The 18,150-nt window shown below is 62.5% G+C and carries 20 protein-coding genes; 13 read left to right on the top strand and 7 right to left on the bottom strand.

Annotated elements, in window-relative coordinates:
• The first annotated feature begins 29 nt into the window (after nucleotides 1-29).
• The 5 genes from ACWFSR_RS04960 to ACWFSR_RS04940 are packed head-to-tail and all read left to right on the top strand — an operon-like array spanning nucleotide 30 to nucleotide 5,071.
• Nucleotides 30-569, top strand: coding sequence for a sigma-70 family RNA polymerase sigma factor (locus ACWFSR_RS04960; RefSeq protein ID WP_197108966.1), 540 nt, complete (start codon nucleotides 30-32; stop codon nucleotides 567-569).
• Nucleotides 562-1,299 (top strand): hypothetical protein, encoded by a 738-nt coding sequence (locus ACWFSR_RS04955; protein ID WP_447523235.1) that lies wholly within the window; start codon nucleotides 562-564, stop codon nucleotides 1,297-1,299. The genes ACWFSR_RS04960 and ACWFSR_RS04955 overlap by 8 nt, the downstream gene beginning before the upstream one ends.
• A 57-nt stretch (nucleotides 1,300-1,356) precedes the next feature.
• Entirely contained in the window at nucleotides 1,357-3,408 is a 2,052-nt protein-coding gene (locus ACWFSR_RS04950; protein ID WP_447523234.1) for a TPM domain-containing protein, read from the top strand.
• A 37-nt stretch (nucleotides 3,409-3,445) separates the two neighbouring features.
• Nucleotides 3,446-4,183 (top strand): PspA/IM30 family protein, encoded by a 738-nt coding sequence (locus ACWFSR_RS04945; protein WP_197108969.1) that lies wholly within the window; start codon nucleotides 3,446-3,448, stop codon nucleotides 4,181-4,183.
• A 24-nt stretch (nucleotides 4,184-4,207) separates the two neighbouring features.
• On the top strand, nucleotides 4,208-5,071 hold the full coding sequence (locus ACWFSR_RS04940) for an arginase family protein (protein WP_197108970.1): 864 nt from the start codon (nucleotides 4,208-4,210) through the stop codon (nucleotides 5,069-5,071).
• Here the strand turns inward: ACWFSR_RS04940 and ACWFSR_RS04935 are convergent.
• Nucleotides 5,029-5,346: a DUF4333 domain-containing protein gene (locus tag ACWFSR_RS04935; RefSeq protein ID WP_197108971.1), complete on the bottom strand. Its 318-nt coding sequence runs from the start codon at nucleotides 5,344-5,346 to the stop codon at nucleotides 5,029-5,031. The two genes, ACWFSR_RS04940 and ACWFSR_RS04935, sit on opposite strands and share 43 nt — an antisense overlap.
• An 84-nt stretch (nucleotides 5,347-5,430) precedes the next feature.
• On the opposite strand from ACWFSR_RS04935, the gene ACWFSR_RS04930 reads away from it, so the two are divergent.
• The 3 genes from ACWFSR_RS04930 to ACWFSR_RS04920 are packed head-to-tail and all read left to right on the top strand — an operon-like array spanning nucleotide 5,431 to nucleotide 8,166.
• Nucleotides 5,431-6,231 carry a crotonase/enoyl-CoA hydratase family protein gene (locus tag ACWFSR_RS04930; RefSeq protein ID WP_447523233.1) on the top strand — a complete coding sequence of 267 codons (801 nt, stop codon included), beginning with the start codon at nucleotides 5,431-5,433 and terminating at the stop codon, nucleotides 6,229-6,231.
• 58 nt (nucleotides 6,232-6,289) lie between these two features.
• The gene (locus ACWFSR_RS04925) at nucleotides 6,290-7,702 is read left to right on the top strand and encodes a dihydrolipoyl dehydrogenase family protein (RefSeq protein ID WP_447523232.1); all 1,413 of its coding nucleotides are present in this window, start codon (nucleotides 6,290-6,292) and stop codon (nucleotides 7,700-7,702) included.
• Complete coding sequence (locus ACWFSR_RS04920; protein ID WP_447523231.1) at nucleotides 7,699-8,166, top strand: hypothetical protein; 468 nt, start codon at nucleotides 7,699-7,701, stop codon at nucleotides 8,164-8,166. The genes ACWFSR_RS04925 and ACWFSR_RS04920 overlap by 4 nt, the downstream gene beginning before the upstream one ends.
• 21 nt (nucleotides 8,167-8,187) lie before the next feature.
• Here the strand turns inward: ACWFSR_RS04920 and ACWFSR_RS04915 are convergent, their stop codons facing one another.
• On the bottom strand, nucleotides 8,188-8,541 hold the full coding sequence (locus ACWFSR_RS04915) for a siderophore-interacting protein (protein ID WP_010205043.1): 354 nt from the start codon (nucleotides 8,539-8,541) through the stop codon (nucleotides 8,188-8,190).
• Between the two features lie 835 nt (nucleotides 8,542-9,376).
• On the opposite strand from ACWFSR_RS04915, the gene ACWFSR_RS04910 reads away from it, so the two are divergent.
• Complete coding sequence (locus ACWFSR_RS04910) at nucleotides 9,377-9,796, top strand: hypothetical protein (RefSeq protein ID WP_197108974.1); 420 nt, start codon at nucleotides 9,377-9,379, stop codon at nucleotides 9,794-9,796.
• Between the two features lie 2 nt (nucleotides 9,797-9,798).
• Here the strand turns inward: ACWFSR_RS04910 and ACWFSR_RS04905 are convergent, their stop codons facing one another.
• Entirely contained in the window at nucleotides 9,799-11,214 is a 1,416-nt protein-coding gene (locus ACWFSR_RS04905) for an amidase (RefSeq protein WP_447523230.1), read from the bottom strand.
• A gap of 141 nt (nucleotides 11,215-11,355) precedes the next feature.
• Between ACWFSR_RS04905 and ACWFSR_RS04900 the strand changes: the two genes are divergently transcribed.
• Genes ACWFSR_RS04900 through ACWFSR_RS04890 form a run of 3 tightly spaced genes read left to right on the top strand, consistent with a single transcriptional unit; the run spans nucleotide 11,356 to nucleotide 13,369 of the window.
• Nucleotides 11,356-11,715, top strand: coding sequence for a GntR family transcriptional regulator (locus ACWFSR_RS04900; RefSeq protein ID WP_100389938.1), 360 nt, complete (start codon nucleotides 11,356-11,358; stop codon nucleotides 11,713-11,715).
• Nucleotides 11,712-12,602: an ABC transporter ATP-binding protein gene (locus tag ACWFSR_RS04895; protein WP_447523229.1), complete on the top strand. Its 891-nt coding sequence runs from the start codon at nucleotides 11,712-11,714 to the stop codon at nucleotides 12,600-12,602. The genes ACWFSR_RS04900 and ACWFSR_RS04895 overlap by 4 nt, the downstream gene beginning before the upstream one ends.
• Nucleotides 12,599-13,369, top strand: a complete 771-nt coding sequence (locus tag ACWFSR_RS04890) for an ABC transporter permease (RefSeq protein ID WP_447523228.1) — start codon at nucleotides 12,599-12,601, stop codon at nucleotides 13,367-13,369. The genes ACWFSR_RS04895 and ACWFSR_RS04890 overlap by 4 nt, the downstream gene beginning before the upstream one ends.
• Nucleotides 13,370-13,479: 110 nt before the next feature.
• Here the strand turns inward: ACWFSR_RS04890 and ACWFSR_RS04885 are convergent, their stop codons facing one another.
• Both ACWFSR_RS04885 and ACWFSR_RS04880 read right to left on the bottom strand, forming a co-directional pair.
• Nucleotides 13,480-13,986: an N-acetyltransferase family protein gene (locus ACWFSR_RS04885; protein WP_447523227.1), complete on the bottom strand. Its 507-nt coding sequence runs from the start codon at nucleotides 13,984-13,986 to the stop codon at nucleotides 13,480-13,482.
• Nucleotides 13,987-14,059: 73 nt separating this feature from the next.
• On the bottom strand, nucleotides 14,060-14,728 hold the full coding sequence (locus ACWFSR_RS04880; RefSeq protein ID WP_447523226.1) for a uracil-DNA glycosylase: 669 nt from the start codon (nucleotides 14,726-14,728) through the stop codon (nucleotides 14,060-14,062).
• A gap of 44 nt (nucleotides 14,729-14,772) precedes the next feature.
• Between ACWFSR_RS04880 and ACWFSR_RS04875 the strand changes: the two genes are divergently transcribed.
• A complete protein-coding gene (locus ACWFSR_RS04875) occupies nucleotides 14,773-16,302 on the top strand; it encodes an MFS transporter (RefSeq protein ID WP_447523225.1) in 1,530 nt (509 codons plus the stop codon).
• Here the strand turns inward: ACWFSR_RS04875 and ACWFSR_RS04870 are convergent.
• Nucleotides 16,299-17,072: an SDR family oxidoreductase gene (locus ACWFSR_RS04870; protein ID WP_447523224.1), complete on the bottom strand. Its 774-nt coding sequence runs from the start codon at nucleotides 17,070-17,072 to the stop codon at nucleotides 16,299-16,301. The genes ACWFSR_RS04875 and ACWFSR_RS04870 overlap by 4 nt on opposite strands.
• A 69-nt stretch (nucleotides 17,073-17,141) precedes the next feature.
• Complete coding sequence (locus ACWFSR_RS04865) at nucleotides 17,142-18,134, bottom strand: NAD-dependent epimerase/dehydratase family protein (RefSeq protein ID WP_447523223.1); 993 nt, start codon at nucleotides 18,132-18,134, stop codon at nucleotides 17,142-17,144.
• Nucleotides 18,135-18,150: the final 16 nt, after the last annotated feature.

Below are 18,150 nucleotides of genomic sequence, written 5' to 3'. Positions count from 1 at the left end.
CAATAGAGACGACGGCGAGGAGGGGCTCAGTGACTGAGACCGAGAACACCCCTGCCCGCTGGGAAGACGTAGTTACTCAACTCGTCGAAGAGCGCGGCGAAGCACTGACGCGCTATGCGTACCTCATTTCGGGGAACCGAGACGATGCCTCCGACCTTGTGCACGATGCCCTCGTGAAAACATTCGGTCGCCTGCGCAACGGTTTTGGCATCGCCAGCGCCGAAGCCTATGTGCGTCGAGCGATTCTGAACACCTACCTTGACCGCGGTCGAAAGATCAGCCGCTGGCGCAAGATTGCCCACCTCACGGTAGAGCCCGACATCCACGAATCTGCGGATGCTGATACCGAGGCTCGCTTGGATTTGCAGTCTCAACTAATGAAGTTGCGACCCCGCGAGCGCGCCTGTGTTGTGCTTCGTTACTACGAAGACCTCAAGGTGGACGACATCGCTGCGACGCTAGATATCAGCTCAGGGGCTGTAAAACGTTATTTGAGCGACGCACTCGGCCGCATGGCTGTGAGCCTTGATCGCGATGCTGCCGACACCGTAGGAGGCCACCGTGGTTGATGAAAACGAGCTTCGCGCACACCTGACGTCGGGCGAACCGCCCGCCATAGCTATTGATACTGCGGCTGTAATTTCACGAAGCAAGTCACGTCGTCGACCGCGCCAGTGGGCTGTGGGCGTGGTGGGGGCTCTCGCAGTGAGTTCGCTGATCTTTACAGGAGCCAACGTTATTCCGCTGTTCTCGAGCAGTGATACCGCGGTGAGTATGTTGGCGGACGATTCTGCTCCGGAGTCGGCCGCGGATTCGTCTGACGCAGGAGCAGCGCAGGCCGCTCCCGATGATTCCCGCGCTTTTGGCCTGTGTGGTGAGACGATTCCGGTGGAGTCCGCGTCGCCCTTCGGCTTGACGCTCGAACTCGAACTACCGGCAGAAGTCGTGGCGTCGGGCAGCGCCTTCGGAACGGTACGACTGACCAATGACTCGGATGCCCCCGTGCAGGGAACAACCGCGTCGGTGCCTGACGTGAATCTCCTCGACGATTCCATCGTGATTTCCCACAGCCCCGATGCGCAGATTCTCTCGGTCATGCCCGTGAATTTGCAGCCTGGCCAAAGCATCGAGTTCTCTGTGGCAATCGCCATCTACGACTGCACCACCATCGACACGGGCGGAATGGTTGACCCCGGCACGTATGCGGTCAGCAGCACACTCGCGTTCGTACCCACCGACCCAGCCGACGGCGCCGCCGCTGAGGTACGCAGCGAACAGATGCCGATCGTTCTGCAATAACCCAAGGTTCCTGTCGTTAGACTCGCCGTGTCACTTTTGTCGACGAAGGAGCACCCTGTGAAGGCACGATTGGGCACCGTTTTCGCCCTCGCTGCGGCATTAGCTTTACTCGCTGCACCCCCTGCCCTGGCCGATGACCCGGTGAGCCTCGATGGCGCGTACGTCGTCGATTCCGCGGGAGTACTTGCGGGCGATAGCGGCGACGTCACCGACGCGCTGGATTCGTTGTATGACCGGGCCGGCATCCAACTCTTCGTTGTGTATGTCGACGAGTTCACTAACCCGTCGTCTCCCATTGATTGGGCGGATGCCACAGCCGAAGCTAACGGGCTCGGTGATGACGATTTGCTGCTCGCTGTTGCCGTCTCGCAGCGCCAGTACGCGCTGTCCGTTGCCGCCGATGCTCCCCTGACCGATGCCGAGTTGGATGCAGCGGAAGCCGCCATTGAGTCGCAACTGCGCGACGATAACTGGGGTCAGGCTGCGATCGCGGGCGCTGACTCACTCGCCGGCGATTCTGCTGCGGGCTCCGGCACAGGCAGCGACTCCGGCACAGGCACGGAATCCGGCACGACCGAGTCGTCGAGTGGCGGCATTTCGGTGTTGCCGATCGTGGGCGGGGTGGCCGTGATCGGTGTCGGCGCTTACGTGTTTTACCGCGTTCGCCGCCGCGGCAACACAGGTGCCGCTGCTGGCACCCCTGTCGAGAGCGTGTCGCAAGAGGAACTCGACCGCCGGGCCGGCAGTGCGCTGGTCGAGCTGGATGACGCTCTCAAGACAAGCGAGCAAGAGCTCGGTTTTGCTGAGGCTCAGTTTGGCGCGGCGGCCACGACTAACTTCGCAGCATCACTGAAAGAGGCGAGCGCTGCGGTGGCGCAGGCGTTCCGCATCCGTCAGAAGCTCGATGACAGTGAGCCCGAGACTGCTGAGCAGAAGCGGGCGATGACGATCGAGATTATCGAGCTGTGTGAGCGCGCAGACGATGTGCTTGATGCTCAAGCGGCCGCGTTTGAGGAACTGCGCAAGCTCGAAACGAATGCCCCCGCAGCCCTCGCCGAAACGTCGACGCTGATCGCGAAGGCGTCGGAGCGATTGCCCTCAACCGAGAGAGCCCTCGAAGCGCTCCGAGGTCGCTATGCGCCGGTTGCTATCGAAGCCGTGACTGACAATGGTGAACGCGCTCGCGCCTTGCTCGCCTCGGCCGTTGCCGATTCCACCGCCGCCAGCGCTGCCATCGAGGCTCAGAAGCCGAGCGAAGCCGCCGTCGGTGTTCGCACCGCTCAGGCAGAACTCGGCCAGGCCATCCAACTCATGGATGCCGTTGACTCCCTGGCGACAGAGCTGGAGTCTGCCGAGACCCAGCTTGCGGCCACGATCACTGACACCACGGGCGATATTGCTGCTGCTCGCGCGCTGCCGAACGATGCCACTGCCGGAGCGTTGCAGCCGGCGATCGCGGCTGCCGAAGCGGCTCTGGCGACGGCGCAGTCCGCGACGGATAACCCGGTGGCGAGCCTCAGCACTCTGGGTGATGCCAATGCGGCGCTCGAGACAGTTTTTGTCGGCGTGCGCGATCAGCAAGCTGCCTTCGCCCACGCCGCTACGCAGCTGTCGGCGGCTTTGGCCGCAGCGCAGTCCCGCATTACGACCACGGCGCAGTTCATCACCACCCGCCGCGGCGGTGTGGGGGCGACGGCGCGAACGAGAATCAGCGAAGCAGACCGTCAGTTCAAGCAGGCGTTGGCTTTGCAGACATCCGATCCCGTGACGGCGTTGACGCATGCGCGTCAGGCTGATCAGTTGGCAGCAAGCGCCTATGACCTCGCTCAGCGTGAGGTGTCACAATTCTCGACGGGCAGCAGTTCCGGTTCGGGAATGCTTGGCGGCCTGGGTGGCGCGGTTGGCGGCAGCGGTGGTAGCGACCTCTTGGGCGGCATCATCGGTGGTTTGATCGGTGGCAGCCTCGGGTCGCGGTCGTCACGACCGTCCAGTGGCGGTTCGTGGGGCGGGGGCTCTCGCTCGGGTGGATTCTCGGGTGGCGGCGGTAGACGTTCCGGTGGAAGTTCTGGACGCAGTGGTGGCGGTCGCAGTCGCGGCGGTAGATTCTAAGTACGGTTTCTTCGAAAACTCACGAAAGGCACTTCGCATGGCAAAGCAGTCGATTCTCGGTCGTATTTCACAAATGGTGAAGGCGAACATCAATTCAATCCTCGATCAGGCTGAGGACCCGCAGCTCATGCTCGACCAGCTGGTTCGTGATTACACCAACTCCATTGCGGATGCGGAGAGCGCCGTCGCTCAGACCATCGGCAACTTGCGCCTCATGGAGCAGGACCACGTTGAAGACCGCAACGCTGCTTCGGACTGGGGCCGCAAGGCTCTTGCCGCCAGCGTCAAGGGAGACGAACTTCGCGCCGCCGGCAATGCCGCTGACGCCGACAAGTTCGACAACCTTGCCAAGATCGCCATCGGACGTCAGGTTTCTGCCGAGAACGAAGCTCGCGCCGCTGCCCCCACGATCGCTGCACAGACGCAGGTCGTCGACCAGCTCAAGAGCGGCCTCGACGGAATGCGCGCCAAGCTGAGCGAACTCACCGCAAAGCGCGACGAGCTCGTCGCCCGTTCCAAGACTGTCGAAGCTCAGTCGCAGGTTCACGATGCCCTCAAGTCGATCGACCTCCTCGACCCGACGAGCGACCTCGGTCGTTTCGAAGACAAGATCCGTCGCGAAGAAGCCAAGGTTCTCGGTCAGCAGGAGCTTGCAGCATCCAGCCTCGATGCTCAGTTCGAAGGTCTCGAAGACCTCGGCAAGGTCACCGAAGTCGAAGCACGACTCGCTGCTCTCAAGGCTGGCGGCGCCCAGGCACTCACCGCCGGCGAATAGTTCGCCCGCACGAAAGTTCACACCATGGCACTCACTTATGTTGTCGTGCCCCAGTGGCAGGGTTCGGGTTCTTCTCGAGCCATGCAGCTGGTCGACGGAGCCGAGTCGATTCGGGGAGATCTTCCCTCCGCAGCGACTCGCTCCGTCGATGTCCCGCTTGAGGCGGGCGACCACCAGGGCACGGGCATCCACCGCTACAGTTCGCTGCTGCTCGTGCGTGATCGCACTCGCAATGCTCTCGCTGCCGACGACACACCCCACCTCACGATTGGTGGTGACTGTGGCGTTGAACTCGCCGCAATCGAGCATGTGAGTGCTCAGCAACCGGCCGTGGTGTGGTTTGACGCGCATCCCGACCTGCACACCGCGGCTTCCAGCCCGTCTGGCGCGTTCACTGGCATGGTGTTGCGCACCCTGCTGGGTGATGGACCGGCAGAACTTGTTCCCGAGCATCCGGTGCGCGCTGATCGGGTCATTCTGGCCGGAGTGCGCTCGATCGACACTGCTGAAGATGAATACATCACGCAGTCCGACATCCGGATGCTGGGCCCCGCCACTTTCTCAACCGAAGCGTTGCTCGAGGCCATCACCGCCACCGGTGCCGACAGCGTCTACTTGCACATCGACCTCGACGTGCTCGATCCTGCCGCACTAGCCGGGCTCGGCTCCCCCGTGCCGTTCGGGCTCGAAGCGTCCGCGCTCACCGAAGCCATTCGCGCGGTGCTCGCGAAGTTCCCGCTTGCGGGAGCGGGCATTACCGAGTTTGCTCCGTCATCCGCAGCCCATGCCGTGGATGATCTGCCGACCATTTTGCGATTGATTGGCGCCCTGAGCAGCGCCAACACTCATTCGCGTGGTTCTTCAGAAACCTCGACAGAAACCGAGTAGTTCGCGCCGTTGACATCACTGAGGGTGACACGGCTGTCGAAGTCTTCACCGAGCGTGGTGTCGGTGAGAACGCAATCGAGCTTGGTGCCGTTCTTGAGCGGGATGCTGTCGTCACCGCAGTCCATTTCGGGCAGTTCTCCCGTGGATTGTTCGAGCGCGCCTGCTGCCGTGGCGGCGATCTCACTCGCGGGGACTTCTACCGGAGGCTCACTCGAGCAGCCGGCGATGAGCGCCGTCGACGCGAGCGTAAGTACGAGGATTGCGGAACGCAACACAGGAGCCTCCGAAAAGTTGGTGTGGGTATGAGCTTATCGCCAGCATCCGGCGACAGAACAGTCGGTGAGTCGTAGTCTGAAGACATGACTGACGCCAACACCAGCACGCCGAAAATCACTGTGGAGCGAGACGGTCACGTCTTGCTCATCGGACTCAATCGCACCGACAAGCGCAACGCGGCCGACATGGAGATGTTGCAGCAACTGGCGCTGGCCTATGGCGAGCTTGAGCGCGATCCCGAGCTGCGGGCAGGTTTCGTTTTTGCTCACGGCGACCACTTCACTGGCGGCCTCGACCTTGCCGACATCGGCCCCCGCATCGGAGCGGATGGGCTCGATATGGTTCCCGAGGGCGGCATCAACCCGTGGCAGGTGTCGGGCGAAAAGCTCTCGAAGCCCGTCGTGATTGCGGTGCAGGGCACGTGCCTCACGCTCGGTATCGAGCTGCTGTTGGCGAGCGACATTGCCGTCGCCGCTGATTCGACCGTCTTCGGTCAGGTTGAAGTCTCGCGCGGCATCCTGCCGTTCGGCGGAGCCACCATTCGCTTCCCGCGCCAAGTGGGCTGGTCGAATGCGATGCGCTGGATTCTCACCGGCGACAGCTTCGATGCGGCCGAAGCGCACCGCATCGGGATGGTGCAAGAAGTTGTGCCGCACGGTGAGCAGTACGCGCGTGGCCTCGAACTGGCTCACCGCGTTGCCGCCCGGGCCCCGCTCGCGGTGCAAGCCGCGCTGGCTAATGCGAACCTAGCGATCCGCGAGGGCGATGCCGCCGCTGAGGCTGGCCTTCAGCCGGCACTCGTAGCCGTTGCCCAGAGTAAAGATGCCAGAATTGGCATGGAAGCCTTTATGACCCGCACGACCGCCGAGTTCATCGGCAAGTAGGATCGCCGGCGCAACCAACCCCGGCAACACGCGCACCACCAACGCGAAGGAGTTCGAAATGACCGAGAACAACTGGGATGTCATTGTCATTGGAGCCGGAGCGGTTGGTGAAAACATTGCAGATCGCGCCGTTCAGGGCGGGCTCAGCGTCGTACTGATCGAGAGCGAACTCGTGGGCGGTGAGTGCTCGTACTGGGCCTGTATGCCCTCGAAGGCCCTCATCCGCAGCGGTCTCGCACTTCGTGCCGTCGAGAAGCTACCGGGCGCCGCCGAAGCCGTCACCGGTGGCATCAACGTCGAGGCTCTCCTCGCCCGCCGCAACAGCTTCACCAGCAATTGGGATGACGCTGGTCAGGTGAAGTGGGTGAAGAAAGCGGGAATCGGGCTCGAGCGTGGTCACGCTCGCCTCGACGGAGAGAAGAAGGTCACCGTCACGGCTGACGACGGAACTGTGAAGACCTTGACTGCCAATCATGCGGTGGTCGTCGCGACCGGCTCCGACCCGAAGCTTCCCAACATTCCCGGGTTGATCGACGCTAAGCCGTGGACCCCGCGTGAAGCGACCGCGGTGAAAGTTGTTCCCGAATCATTCGCGATCATCGGCGGCGGCGTTGTAGGCGTCGAGATGGCCACTGCCTACCTCGACCTCGGTGCCGAGGTCACTCTGTTTGCCCGCAGCGGACTCCTCAACGGTCAGGAAGACTTCGCCGGCGAGATGGTGGAGAAGGCGCTCAAAGAGCGCGGCGTCACCATCGTTGCGGCCTCCCCCACGAGCGTGGAACGCACCGCTGACGGCGTCGTGATCACTACCGACGATGCCACTTTTACGGCATCCGAAGTTCTCATTGCTACGGGTCGCGCCGCGCGCACGAACGACATTGGGCTTGAGAGCGTTGGCCTCACTCCGGGCGACTGGCTTTCGGTTGACGACACGATGCTCGTGCACGACACTGACTGGCTGTACGCCGTGGGTGACGTCAACCACCGTGCGCTGCTCACTCATCAGGGCAAGTACCAGGCCCGTGCTGCCGGTGATGTGATTGCTGCCCGCGCTAAGGGCGAAACCGTGGATGACGCCCCCTGGGGTGCGCACGTTGCGACCGCCGATCACGGCGCTGTTCCGCAAGTCACGTTTAGCGATCCCGAAGTTGCTTCGGTGGGTGTCATGTCTCACGATGCCGAGAAGCAGGGCATTGACGCTCAGGTCGTCGACTACAACATTGGTTGGGTTGCCGGCGCGAGCCTGCAGGCTGACGGCTACGAAGGCCACGCACGACTTGTGATTGATCGCGAACGTCAGGTCATTATCGGCGCGACTTTTGTGGGTCAGGATGTCGCGGAGTTGCTGCACTCGGCCACCATCGCCATCGTCGGCGAGGTTCCCATCGCGCGCCTGTGGCACGCGGTTCCCTCGTACCCCACGATCAGTGAGGTGTGGCTGCGACTGCTCGAAACCATCGGGCGCCCGTGAGCCGAGCGCTAACGCTGGGCACGCGACTCGGGCGCGCTTTGGCGCGCGCCGAACACAGTCCGCGCGCTCAGCGAGTGCTGCTGAACCCCGTTGTTACGCGACCCGGTTACTGGTTTGCTACGGCATCCGGGCTGCTGTGGGGTGGCGTGCTGAGCGGACTGCGGGTGCGTTCTCAGGGCGGCGTTATCGTTGCCGAGCACGTGCCTCGCTGGGCCTTTGGTCGTGGCGGCACCACGATTGGCGCCGTGTATCTGACCTGCGACAACGCGAGCGATAACGTGCTCGCGCATGAGGCTGTGCACCGCGAGCAGTGGCGCAAGTACGGGTTGTGGTTCATCCCGCTGTATCTGTTGGCGGGACAAAACCCGCTGACGAACCGCTTTGAGGTGGAGGCGGGGCTGGAGTTGGGTGGCTATGTGCGCGCGAAATCAACGCGTGCGCCGAAAGGCAGCCCGAAGAGTTAGCGGGCGGATGCTGGGCGCGAGCTAGTTGGAGCTGAGCAGGCGTGCGGGGCCCTGATGGGCAACCCAGGCGTAGACGGTGCTCTCGCCGAAGGCACTAACGGGCAGCATTTCGCTGAGCCATGCATCGACCGAGCGGGCAACGCTTTGGCCGCGTTCGCGCAGCAACCAGCACACGCTGAAACGGCCAGGAGCCGATAGCGGCTGGATGTCGTCTGCCGAATCGACCTCGATGAACACCTGGCCGCGTGAACGGGCCGGCAATGTCGCGAGAATCATCGAGATTGCGTCGATCGAGGTCTCGTCTCCCGCGAGCAGCACGCGGTCAGCCGACTGGGGATTCCAGGCGATCTGCGGGGTGAAGAGTTCGGGAAACATTGATCCCAGTATAGGCATGCCTTACCTAAATAACGAAGCCCTCTCGGCGGACTCCAAGCAGCGGCTTCGCGGCCGCCACGACAGCACGACGCGCGGCTTTGAGGAACCTAAGTATTTCTTTTGTTCTGCAACAATCGAGTATGACCAACAGCAGTGAGACTGCACCCAATCAGCGGCCCACAAGGGCAGCCAAGTGATCCTCATCAAGCCTCGTGACCTCAGTCGCGAGCAAGCCAAACGCCACTTGGCGCATGCGGAAAATACGCGGGAGTTTCGGCTCACCGAGTTAGCGCATTGGATGGCCACTAGTGGCGGACCTATCGATGAGATGGATGGCTCTTTGGCCAGCGTGGAGCCGCTATGGAGGTGGGTCCAGACCTTTCCCGAGTCTGACGAAGCGAACCTAATCCCGGCCGAGTGGCGAACAGATGAATCGATTGGCTTCGGCTTCATTCCCAAGGTTAAGTACCGTCGGCGCCAGTACATCGCTCAAGCATTGCCAAGCTACATCCTTGAAGTTCTGCGGCGCCTTGAGCCGTCAACCCACTTCAGTCTCTACAACTGGGGAGGAAAAAACCACGCTCATTTCAACACGCTGGTGTACCGGGCGGATTTCGCCCCCACTCCAAAGCTGAATTCACTCGACATGTGGGCTGCGACTGGAATGTTTCATGGGAAGAGGGTTTCGTTTGAGAAGTTCTTTTCCTGGTTCTCAACCGAGTTTGGTGATTGGACCGCTCTAGCGCGAGATGACCCTCGTGGTGCATCGATCCTCGCCCCGCTGGTCACACGACCTCTGAGCGACTTCGATTCGTTGCGCAATCCTCCGGAGTTTGTGTCTGAACCCAGAGTCGCCCCCGACAAGTCGGCTCCAGCCCTTGCGCAACTGGAAGAGGACGAGTTCATGATCGCGCCTCGCGACTATGACCCCGACGATCTTGCCGTCGGCCAGCCGTTGGACTCTGAGGTCGTGCATCACGCTCTCCTAGAGATGGATGCGAGCTTGGGTGGCGGCGGCACCATCACCGAACCCGCCGTGTGGCTTTCTGCCGCGCACGCTGATCTTGCCCTCGGTTCCGTGGCTGGCGCAACGATCTTCATCGCCGACGGTGCTGTGCGCGGAGTCGGGTTCGAAATCGGCGAGATCACCGAGAAGGAGTGGCGCACTCTCTCGAAACAGATGCGAGCACTAGCGAAGTCGCTAGGTGTGCACTTCGCTCCCGACCAAGACGAGAGCTGGAAAGCGAACCAGTAGCACTAAGCCCCAAACGCCACCGGATGCCGCGAGCCCCACTGGAAGCGGCGCTCGAGTTGCGAGCCAATCGCGAGCAGCACATCCTCGCGACCGGGGCGGCCAATGAGTTGCACGCCCATCGGCAGGCCTTCCGCGGTTTCGTGCACGGGGAGGCTGATCGCGGGCAGGCCTGAGACGTTGACGAAGCTCGTCCACGGCGTGTACTGCACTTGCTTCGCGAAGTTCTCGAAGGCATCCTCGGCATGAAACCAGCCGAGCGGGCGCGGTGTCATCGCCATCGCCGGGGTCAGCACGGCATCGTAGGTCGAGAACTGGCGGATGACGCTGCGCTCGAACCGAGACAGCGTCGCGATGGCGACGCCCACGTTGCGCGCGCTCATCCGACGTCCGCTTTCGATGAGCCATTTCGTGAGGGGTTCCACGAGCTCCAGTTGCTCGCCGTCGAGCGGGATTCCGGCGGCTCCCGCTTGCCACAGCACCGTGAAGGCTTCGGCATATTCGGGTGAGGGGTCGAGCGCGAAGTCTTCGCTGCCGTGGCCGAGCTGGTCGAGCGCGGTGCGGGCGAGGGTGAGAGCATCCTGTGCCTCTGGCGAAACAGAAATCTCGTAGGTGTCATCCCACGGCGAGGTTGTCATGACGCCGATGTTGAAGGTGCCCTCGCCGCGGATCGCGGCGTTGAGGAACGCGCCGCCGTCCCACGTTGGCGGACCAACCGAGAAGGGCGAGGGGCCAGCGATGCCATCGAGGAGCAACGCAGCATCCGCCACCGTGCGAGCCAGCGGCCCGGTCACCGGAAGCTGGCCGAGACTGCCGAAACCGCTGCCCGCGGGCACACGACCACGCGAAGGCTTGAGTCCGACAAGTCCGGTCGCCGCGGCGGGGATGCGAATCGAGCCACCGCCGTCCGAGCCGGGCGCGAACGGCAACAGCCCCGCAGAAACGGCGACTGCTGCTCCCCCGCTGCTGCCGCCGGAGCCCAGCGAAGTGTCCCAGGGGTTCACGGCCGGGGCATCCGAAAGCGGTTCGGTGTAGGCGGGAAGGCCGAATTCGGGGGTTGCTGTTTTTCCGAGACTGATCGCGCCGGCAGCATCGAGAACGTCGGCAATCTCATCCGACACCTCGGGCACGAAGTCGGCAAAGGCGCGCGACCCATACGCGGTGCGCACTCCGGCGCGGGCCCACAAGTCTTTTTCGCCCGAGGGCAGTCCCCAGAGAGCGGAGGCGCGGGAGCCAGAAGCCTCGAGCTCCGCAGCACGCTGGCGCGCAGCATCCGGAGTCACGACCGTGAAGGCGCCCAACTCAGGGTTCAGCCGTTTGATGCGATCGAGGTAGCACTCCACGAGTTCGCTGGGCTTGAGCTCGCCCGCTCGCACGAGATGGAGCTGCTCAAGGGCGGTGAGGCGATGAAGTTCTGACACGGATTCAGCCTAAGGGGGTTGACAACGACCCGCCATGCTGGTTGGTTAGTTACATCACCAACTAACCAACTAGCCACCGCGCTGTGACCGCAAGACCGCGGCACCGCTAGATCACCACCCGCACTCAGAAAGGAGGCTCAGATGGATGACTCTCGCCCCCTCTTCGCGCAGGTCGCCGAGAACATTGAGAACGACATCATCTCCGGCGCACTGCCCGAAGAAGGCCAGGCTCCCTCGATCAACGAGTTCGCAGCCTTCTATCGCATCAACCCCGCGACCGCCCTCAAAGGCGTGAACGTGCTCGTCGATGCCGGAATTCTCTACAAGAAACGAGGAATCGGAATGTTCGTCGCCACCGGCGCTCAAGAACAACTCAAAGGTGCCCGCCGCGACAGCTTCAGCAGCGAGTACGTTCGCCCCCTCTTGGCCGAAGCAGAAAAGCTCGGCATCGACTCTGCCCAACTCACCCAGATGATCGCCAAGGAGGCGAACAACTCATGACCCCCACCATCGAGGTCACTAACCTCAGCAAGCACTTCGGCAAAGTAAATGCCGTCAACGACGTGAGCTTTACCGTCGAAGAGAACAAGATCTACGGCCTCCTCGGCCGCAACGGCGCTGGCAAGACCACGCTGATGCAGCTGCTCACCGGCCAAGAATTTGCCTCGAGCGGCACCATCTCACTGTTCGGCCAGCCCCCGGTCGAGAACGCCAAGGTTCTGCAGAACACCTGCTTCATCAAAGAGAGCCAGCGTTACCCCGAAGACTTCCGCCCCAAAGACGTCTTCACAACTGCCCCGTGGTTCTTCGCCAACTGGGATCAAGAATTCGCCGATCGCCTGATCGCCGACTTCCGCCTCCCCCTCGACCGCCGCATCAAGAAACTCTCGCGCGGCCAGCTCTCCTCCATCGGCGTCATCGTCGGCCTCGCCTCGCGCGCCCCGCTCACCTTCTTCGATGAGCCCTACCTGGGGTTGGATGCCGTGGCTCGCCAAATCTTTTACGACCGCCTTCTTGAGGACTACGCCACCCACCCCCGCACCGTGATCCTCTCCACTCACCTCATTGACGAGGTCAGCAACCTGCTCGAACACGTTCTCGTGATCGACGAAGGCAAGCTCCTCATCAACGAGGATGCCGAAACTCTCCGCAATCGCGCCACCAACGTTGTCGGCATGAAGACCGCCGTCGCGGCGTTCATCGGCGACCGCGAAGTGTTGCACCGCGACGGCATCGGCGGGCTCAGCTCCGTGACTGTCGCCGGGCTCAGCGAAAGCGAGCGCCGCGACGCGCACGCTGCCGGGCTGGAACTGTCACCGGTGTCGCTGCAGCAGCTCATCATCCAACTCACCCGCACCGAAACCAAGGAATTCGAGGCCAGCGCATGAGCACCACAACAACGGCTCTCGCCCATCCGGCAAGCCCCCTGAAGCGCATTACGCGCGTCGCCAAACTGCACTTTGCCAACCCCTGGACGACCCTCGGCTTACCGTGGATCATTCTCGGAGTGATCTTTGTCGGGTCGCTCACGATCTGGTGGCTGATCTACTCGGCGCTCTCTCCCGAGCAAAGAGAAGGCGCACTCGAGGGAACAGAATTTGGTGGATCCAGCTTCTTCATCTTCATTTACATGATGGTGGTGGCGATTCAAGCGATCAGCATCACGTTCCCGTTTGCACTCGGCTATGGCGTCACTCGTCGTGACTACTACCTCGGCAGCGCTCTCGCCTTCGTCGCTCTTGCCGTGATCTACACAACAGGTCTCACCGTGCTCGGAGCAATCGAAAAGGCAACCAACGGCTGGGGCATGGGCGGAACGATGTTCGCACCGATTTACTTCGGTGAATCTGCGCCGGAACGCATCTTCGTCACGTTCGTGCTGTTCCTGTTCTTCCTCTTCTTCGGTTCCGCGATTGCTGCGGTCTGGGTGCGGTGGAAGGCAACCGGCGTCACGATGTTCTTCATCATCGTCGGGGCGCTCCTCGTCGGCCTGATCGCGCTGACCACCTTTACCGACTCGTGGGCTGCCGTGGGCTCCACGCTGGTCGACCTCGGCGTACTCGGCGTCGCCGCCTGGAGCCTCGGGCTCACCGCGATCAGCGGCGTGGCCGGGTTCGTGCTGCTACGGCGGGCAACTCCGCGCAACGCGGCCTAGCCCGGAGGCTGCGGTCGATAGCCCAACCCAGAGACACGGATGCCCGGCTCTCCCCTTGCGGGAGGCCGGGCATCCGTGCGTTCAGGAAGTATTTGTTCGCGGCTGAAGCGCTACGCGTCGAGCGACTTCTGCAGCAGGTACGTGCCGACCCAGCGGTCGAACTTGAAGCCAACGCGCGTGAGGTGCCCGATCGATTCGAAGCCCAGTTTCTGGTGAAGGTGCACAGACGCTTCGGTTCCCTCATCCGAGATCACGGCAATGACTTCGCGGATGCCGATCTGCCGTCCACGATCGAGCAGTTCGGTGAGCAACGCACCGCCCACACCCTGCCCTGTGGCCGCCGGCGAAAGATAGATCGACCCCTCGACGGTGTGCTTGTAGGCAGCCTTGGGGCGCCACGGGAACATCGCGGCATAGCCGAGCACGCGCTCGTTGTCGTCGACAGCGACGATGAACGGCAGCCCGGACTCTTCGACGCCGCTTCGCTTGGCGGTCATGATCTCGGGCGTGACCTCGACGATGTCGAAAGTGACGACGGTCGTGCTCACATAGTGGCCGTAGATTTCGGCGAGCGCCACATCATCCGCTGCGATGGCGTCTCTAAAGTGGTGTGCCATGGCTGCTCCCGAGGTGTCGTGACAAATGATGCAAGTGGTGAGGGGTGACGCGCCCTTAATTTTAGGGGTCGAGCTACTGGTCAACGCGCCAGTCGATAGGTGCAGCGCCCTGCGCCTGGAGCGCCGCGTTCACTCGACTAAACGGCTTCGAGCCAAAGAACCCGCGCCGAGCGGACAACGGGCTCGGGTGCGCGCTCACGATCGCCAGCGTATCCCCCAGCAATTGCGCAACGGAGGCCGCATCCTTGCCCCACAGCACCGCGACGAGTGGTTGTGGCCTCGCCGCGAGCGCCCGAATCGCGTGGGCTGTCACTTCTTCCCAGCCGTGACGACGATGGGAGCCCGTCTCCCCCTCCTGCACCGTCAGCACCCTGTTAAGTAACAGCACGCCTTGGCTCTGCCACGCACTCAGATCGGGGTGCGCCGCGGGAGGGATGCCGAGATCATCTTTCAATTCCTTGTAGATGTTGGCGAGGCTCCGTGGTAACGGTCGCACCGCCCGGCCGGCCGAGAACGCGAGCCCCACGGCGTGCCCGGGCGTCGGATACGGGTCTTGGCCGACGATGAGAACCCGCACCTGATCGAAGGGCGCTTCGAAGGCGCGCAGTACCGCATCTGGCCGGGGCAGCCACGGCCGCCCGGCAGCGGTTTCAGCGTCGAGAAACGTCGTGATCGCCTTCAGCTGACCCTCTAACGGGTGTAATTCGCGAGACCACCCGGGGTCGACACTGCTCAAGTCCATGTCACTACGCTAATGCGCGCCCGGTCTACCGATAGCATCCGTTCATGTCATTCCTGCGCGGAAAATCCGGGGCCATCACGATGGGCCTCATCGGCTACCTCTTCTTTGTCGAGCTGGTGAGCGGAATCATTCAGGGGTACTACATCCCACTGATCCCTGACATCGTCGATCACCTCGGCATCCGCGATGCAGACTTCAACTGGTTCGAGGCTGCGCAGCTGCTGCTGAGCGCCATTGTGGTGCCGATTCTGGCGAAGCTCGGCGACATGCACGGCCACAAGCGCATACTGCTCATTTCGACCGTTCTCACCGCCGGCGCAACCTGGTGGCTCGCCTTCACCGGTGATTTCACGAGCTTCTTGATCGCGTGGGCTCTGCAAGGCTTCTACGTTGTTTGGCTCCCGCTCGAAGTCGCACTGATCTTTGACCGTGGACGCGTCACCGGCATGGGCGCATCACAGACCCGTCGGGCCGCAGGATTCCTGGTGGTTGCCCTCGAAGCCGGTGCCATCATGGGCGCCCTCGGTGGCGGCCGCATCTTCAAAGCCTTCGGCGAAAACGTTCAACAGACTCTGATGATCCCCGCGATCGCCGTAACGATCGTCTTCTTCGTGATCCTGTTCGGCGTTCCCGAATCGAAACCGCTCCCGGGCCGCAGTCTCGACTTCTGGGGTTTCGTAATCCTCACGATCGGCCTCTTGCTCATCACATCAGGGCTTACGTTCTTGCGCATCAACGGACCAGGGGCTCTGTGGGTGTACGTCATCATGCTCGCCGGTGTCGCCACCTTCATTCCGTGGGGCCGCTACGAACTGCGCCAAAAAGACCCAGCGATCGATCTTCGGATGCTGCGCGACCCGAGCATGTGGCCCATTCAACTCACGGCGGGGCTCGTCGGCATTAGCTTGCTCGGCGCCCAGGCACCGCTCGCGACCTTCGCCGGCACCGACCCGATCAACGGCTATGGCCTCGGCATGGAATCCGATGAGATTTCGTACATCATCGGCGCCTACCTCGTTTCGATGATTGTGGGAGCGCTTCTCTTCCCGATTCTGTCGAAGTGGAAGAGCCCGCGCGTCGCGCTCATCGTGGCCACCTTCTTTGTCGCGACCGGCTACCTGATGTTCTTGCCGTTCCACGCGACAGTGCTGAGCGTCTTCCTCAACATGAGCATTGCGGGTCTTGGCTCGGGTGCGCTCGTCGGCGCACTGCCCGCTGCGGCCGCAGCCGCTGCTCCGCGGGGCCAGACGGGCATCGCGACAGCCCTCACCAACACGACGAAGACGATTGGTGGCTCGTTCGCGTCGGCAATCTTCGCCATCGTGCTTTTGGCCGGCGCGGCATCCGCTGTCACCGAAACCGCCTCAAGCCTGTTCGGCTACCTGACGGTGTTCACGATCTGCGGTGTTGGTGCACTCGTCGCCGCCGTGCTCCTGTTCTTGGTGCCGAAGCTCGCGTTCGCCGACGTCGTGGACGAGATCGAGGAGCTCGTTCCAGTGGCAGGAGCTGGAGCGGACGACGCTGCGACCGAGAGCGCCGAACCTACGACAGCCCCAGGAAATAGCAACGACTAACGAACCTTCAGCTCACCGCGGATCATTTTGAAGGGTGCAGCCTGAGCAACCGGCTTAATCGTGACGAGGTCGAGGTTGACGAACGGCGGCAGCTCAAGAGCGTGCACAATTGCCTCGGCAATGTCGTCGGCTACCAGCGGGTCGGGCACATTCTCATAGACGGTGTCGGCCTTGGCCGCATCGCCACCGAAACGAACGAGCGCAAACTCTTCTGTCTTCACCATGCCGGGAGCAACCTCGATCACCCGGATCGGCTCCCCCGCAAGCTCCAGCCGCAACACAGCGGTCAGGGCGTGCTGGGCAAACTTGGCTGCGTTGTAGCCGCTGCCGCCCTCGTAAGGCACGGATGCCGCAATTGACGTAATCATGAGGATGCTCGCCGTGTCGCCCTCCACGATCCCTTCGCGCAACAGGGGCAAGAGTGCACTGGTTACTCGCTTGGTTCCCACAACGTTGACGTCGAACATCCGGATCCAGTCATCCGCGTCGCTCTCTTCAACACTCGCGACGCCGAGCGCGCCACCGGCATTGTTGACGAGCGCGTGGATGGGGCCAAGCTCACGCAGGTAGGCAGCGAGCGCCTCGACGTCATCCTGTTTCGTCACGTCGGCAACGAACGTGTCAACGCCGGTGTCGGCCGCGAGCGCCGCAAGCCGTTCCTCCCGTCGCGCGACAGCAACCACCTGCCAGCCATGTTTCACAAAACGACGTGCAGTCGCTTCGCCGATTCCTGAACTTGCGCCGGTAACTACTACTCGCTTGATCGCCATCCTTTAACGGTAGTGGCTTGGAGCAGTGGCCAGCCACCGGATGCCGCCCACGCGGCAGGCAAGCAGGCTTTAGTGTTCGTTCGCGACGAGGTATTCGGCCGACGCCAGAATCGCATCGGTGGAGGAAATATAGGTAAAGCCCAAGTCACGCGGGGCATCAGAACCATCAACATCGAGGTTGCGCTGGATGGAGCCGGCAAGCGCCCGCACTGCGGGGTTGAAGGGAGCAACAACTTTCACGAGCCAGTCGGGCAGTTGCCGGGTGGTGATCTTGCGCTGCGGATAGGCATTCTTGAGCACCGTGCTGGCTTCGGTAATCATCATCGCCCCTGCGTTCGCGGGATACCGCTTGCCGATCGCCACCGCACTGTCAATCGCTGTGACGTGCATGCGGGCAACGTCACGAACATCCACGATGGGCAGGTTCGACTTGGGGTAAGCCGGATCGACGCCACCGAGGAATCGCTCAACATACGCCAACGAGGTGGCGTAGTACTCATCCATGGGCGGGCCAAAGACGGCACCGGGGTTGATCGTCGTGAGTTGCATCTCGGGGTGCTCCGCTACGAATTCCCATGCAGCTCGCTCCGCCAAGGTTTTGGATGCTTCATAGGCGGTGGTGTCGGGATGCTTCGGGTCTGTCCAATTCGCGGGCGTCGAGACATCCATTCGCGGCTTGGCTGAATCTTTATAGATTGCGGCGCAACTGGAGGTGAGGACGACACGATGCACGCCGGCGGCCTGCGCGGCGACGAGCGCCCGCCGAGTGCCCTCGACAGCGGGGCGAATGATTTCCTGCGGGTCCTTAGGCTCATCGACCGGGAAGGGTGACGCAGTGTGGAGAAGCACATCTACCCCCACCATCGCCTCGGCCCAGCCCTCGTCGGAGAGCAGGTCGAGGGAGACAAAACTCAGGTCGGCACCGGGAAACAACGCCTCAACTTGGGCTTGTCGCGTGTGTGAGCGCACTGCGGCTTTCACCGAGTAGTCATGCTCCAGCAGCTCACGGACGATGTGTTTAGCGATGAAGCCCGAGGCGCCGGTAACGAGCACGGTAGTCATTTGTCTCCTCGAAGGG

It is taken from the genome of Salinibacterium sp. NYA9b (assembly GCF_976973725.1).
Note: the sequence above shows the minus strand (reverse complement) of the source record. Positions and strands in the feature narration are given on the sequence as shown.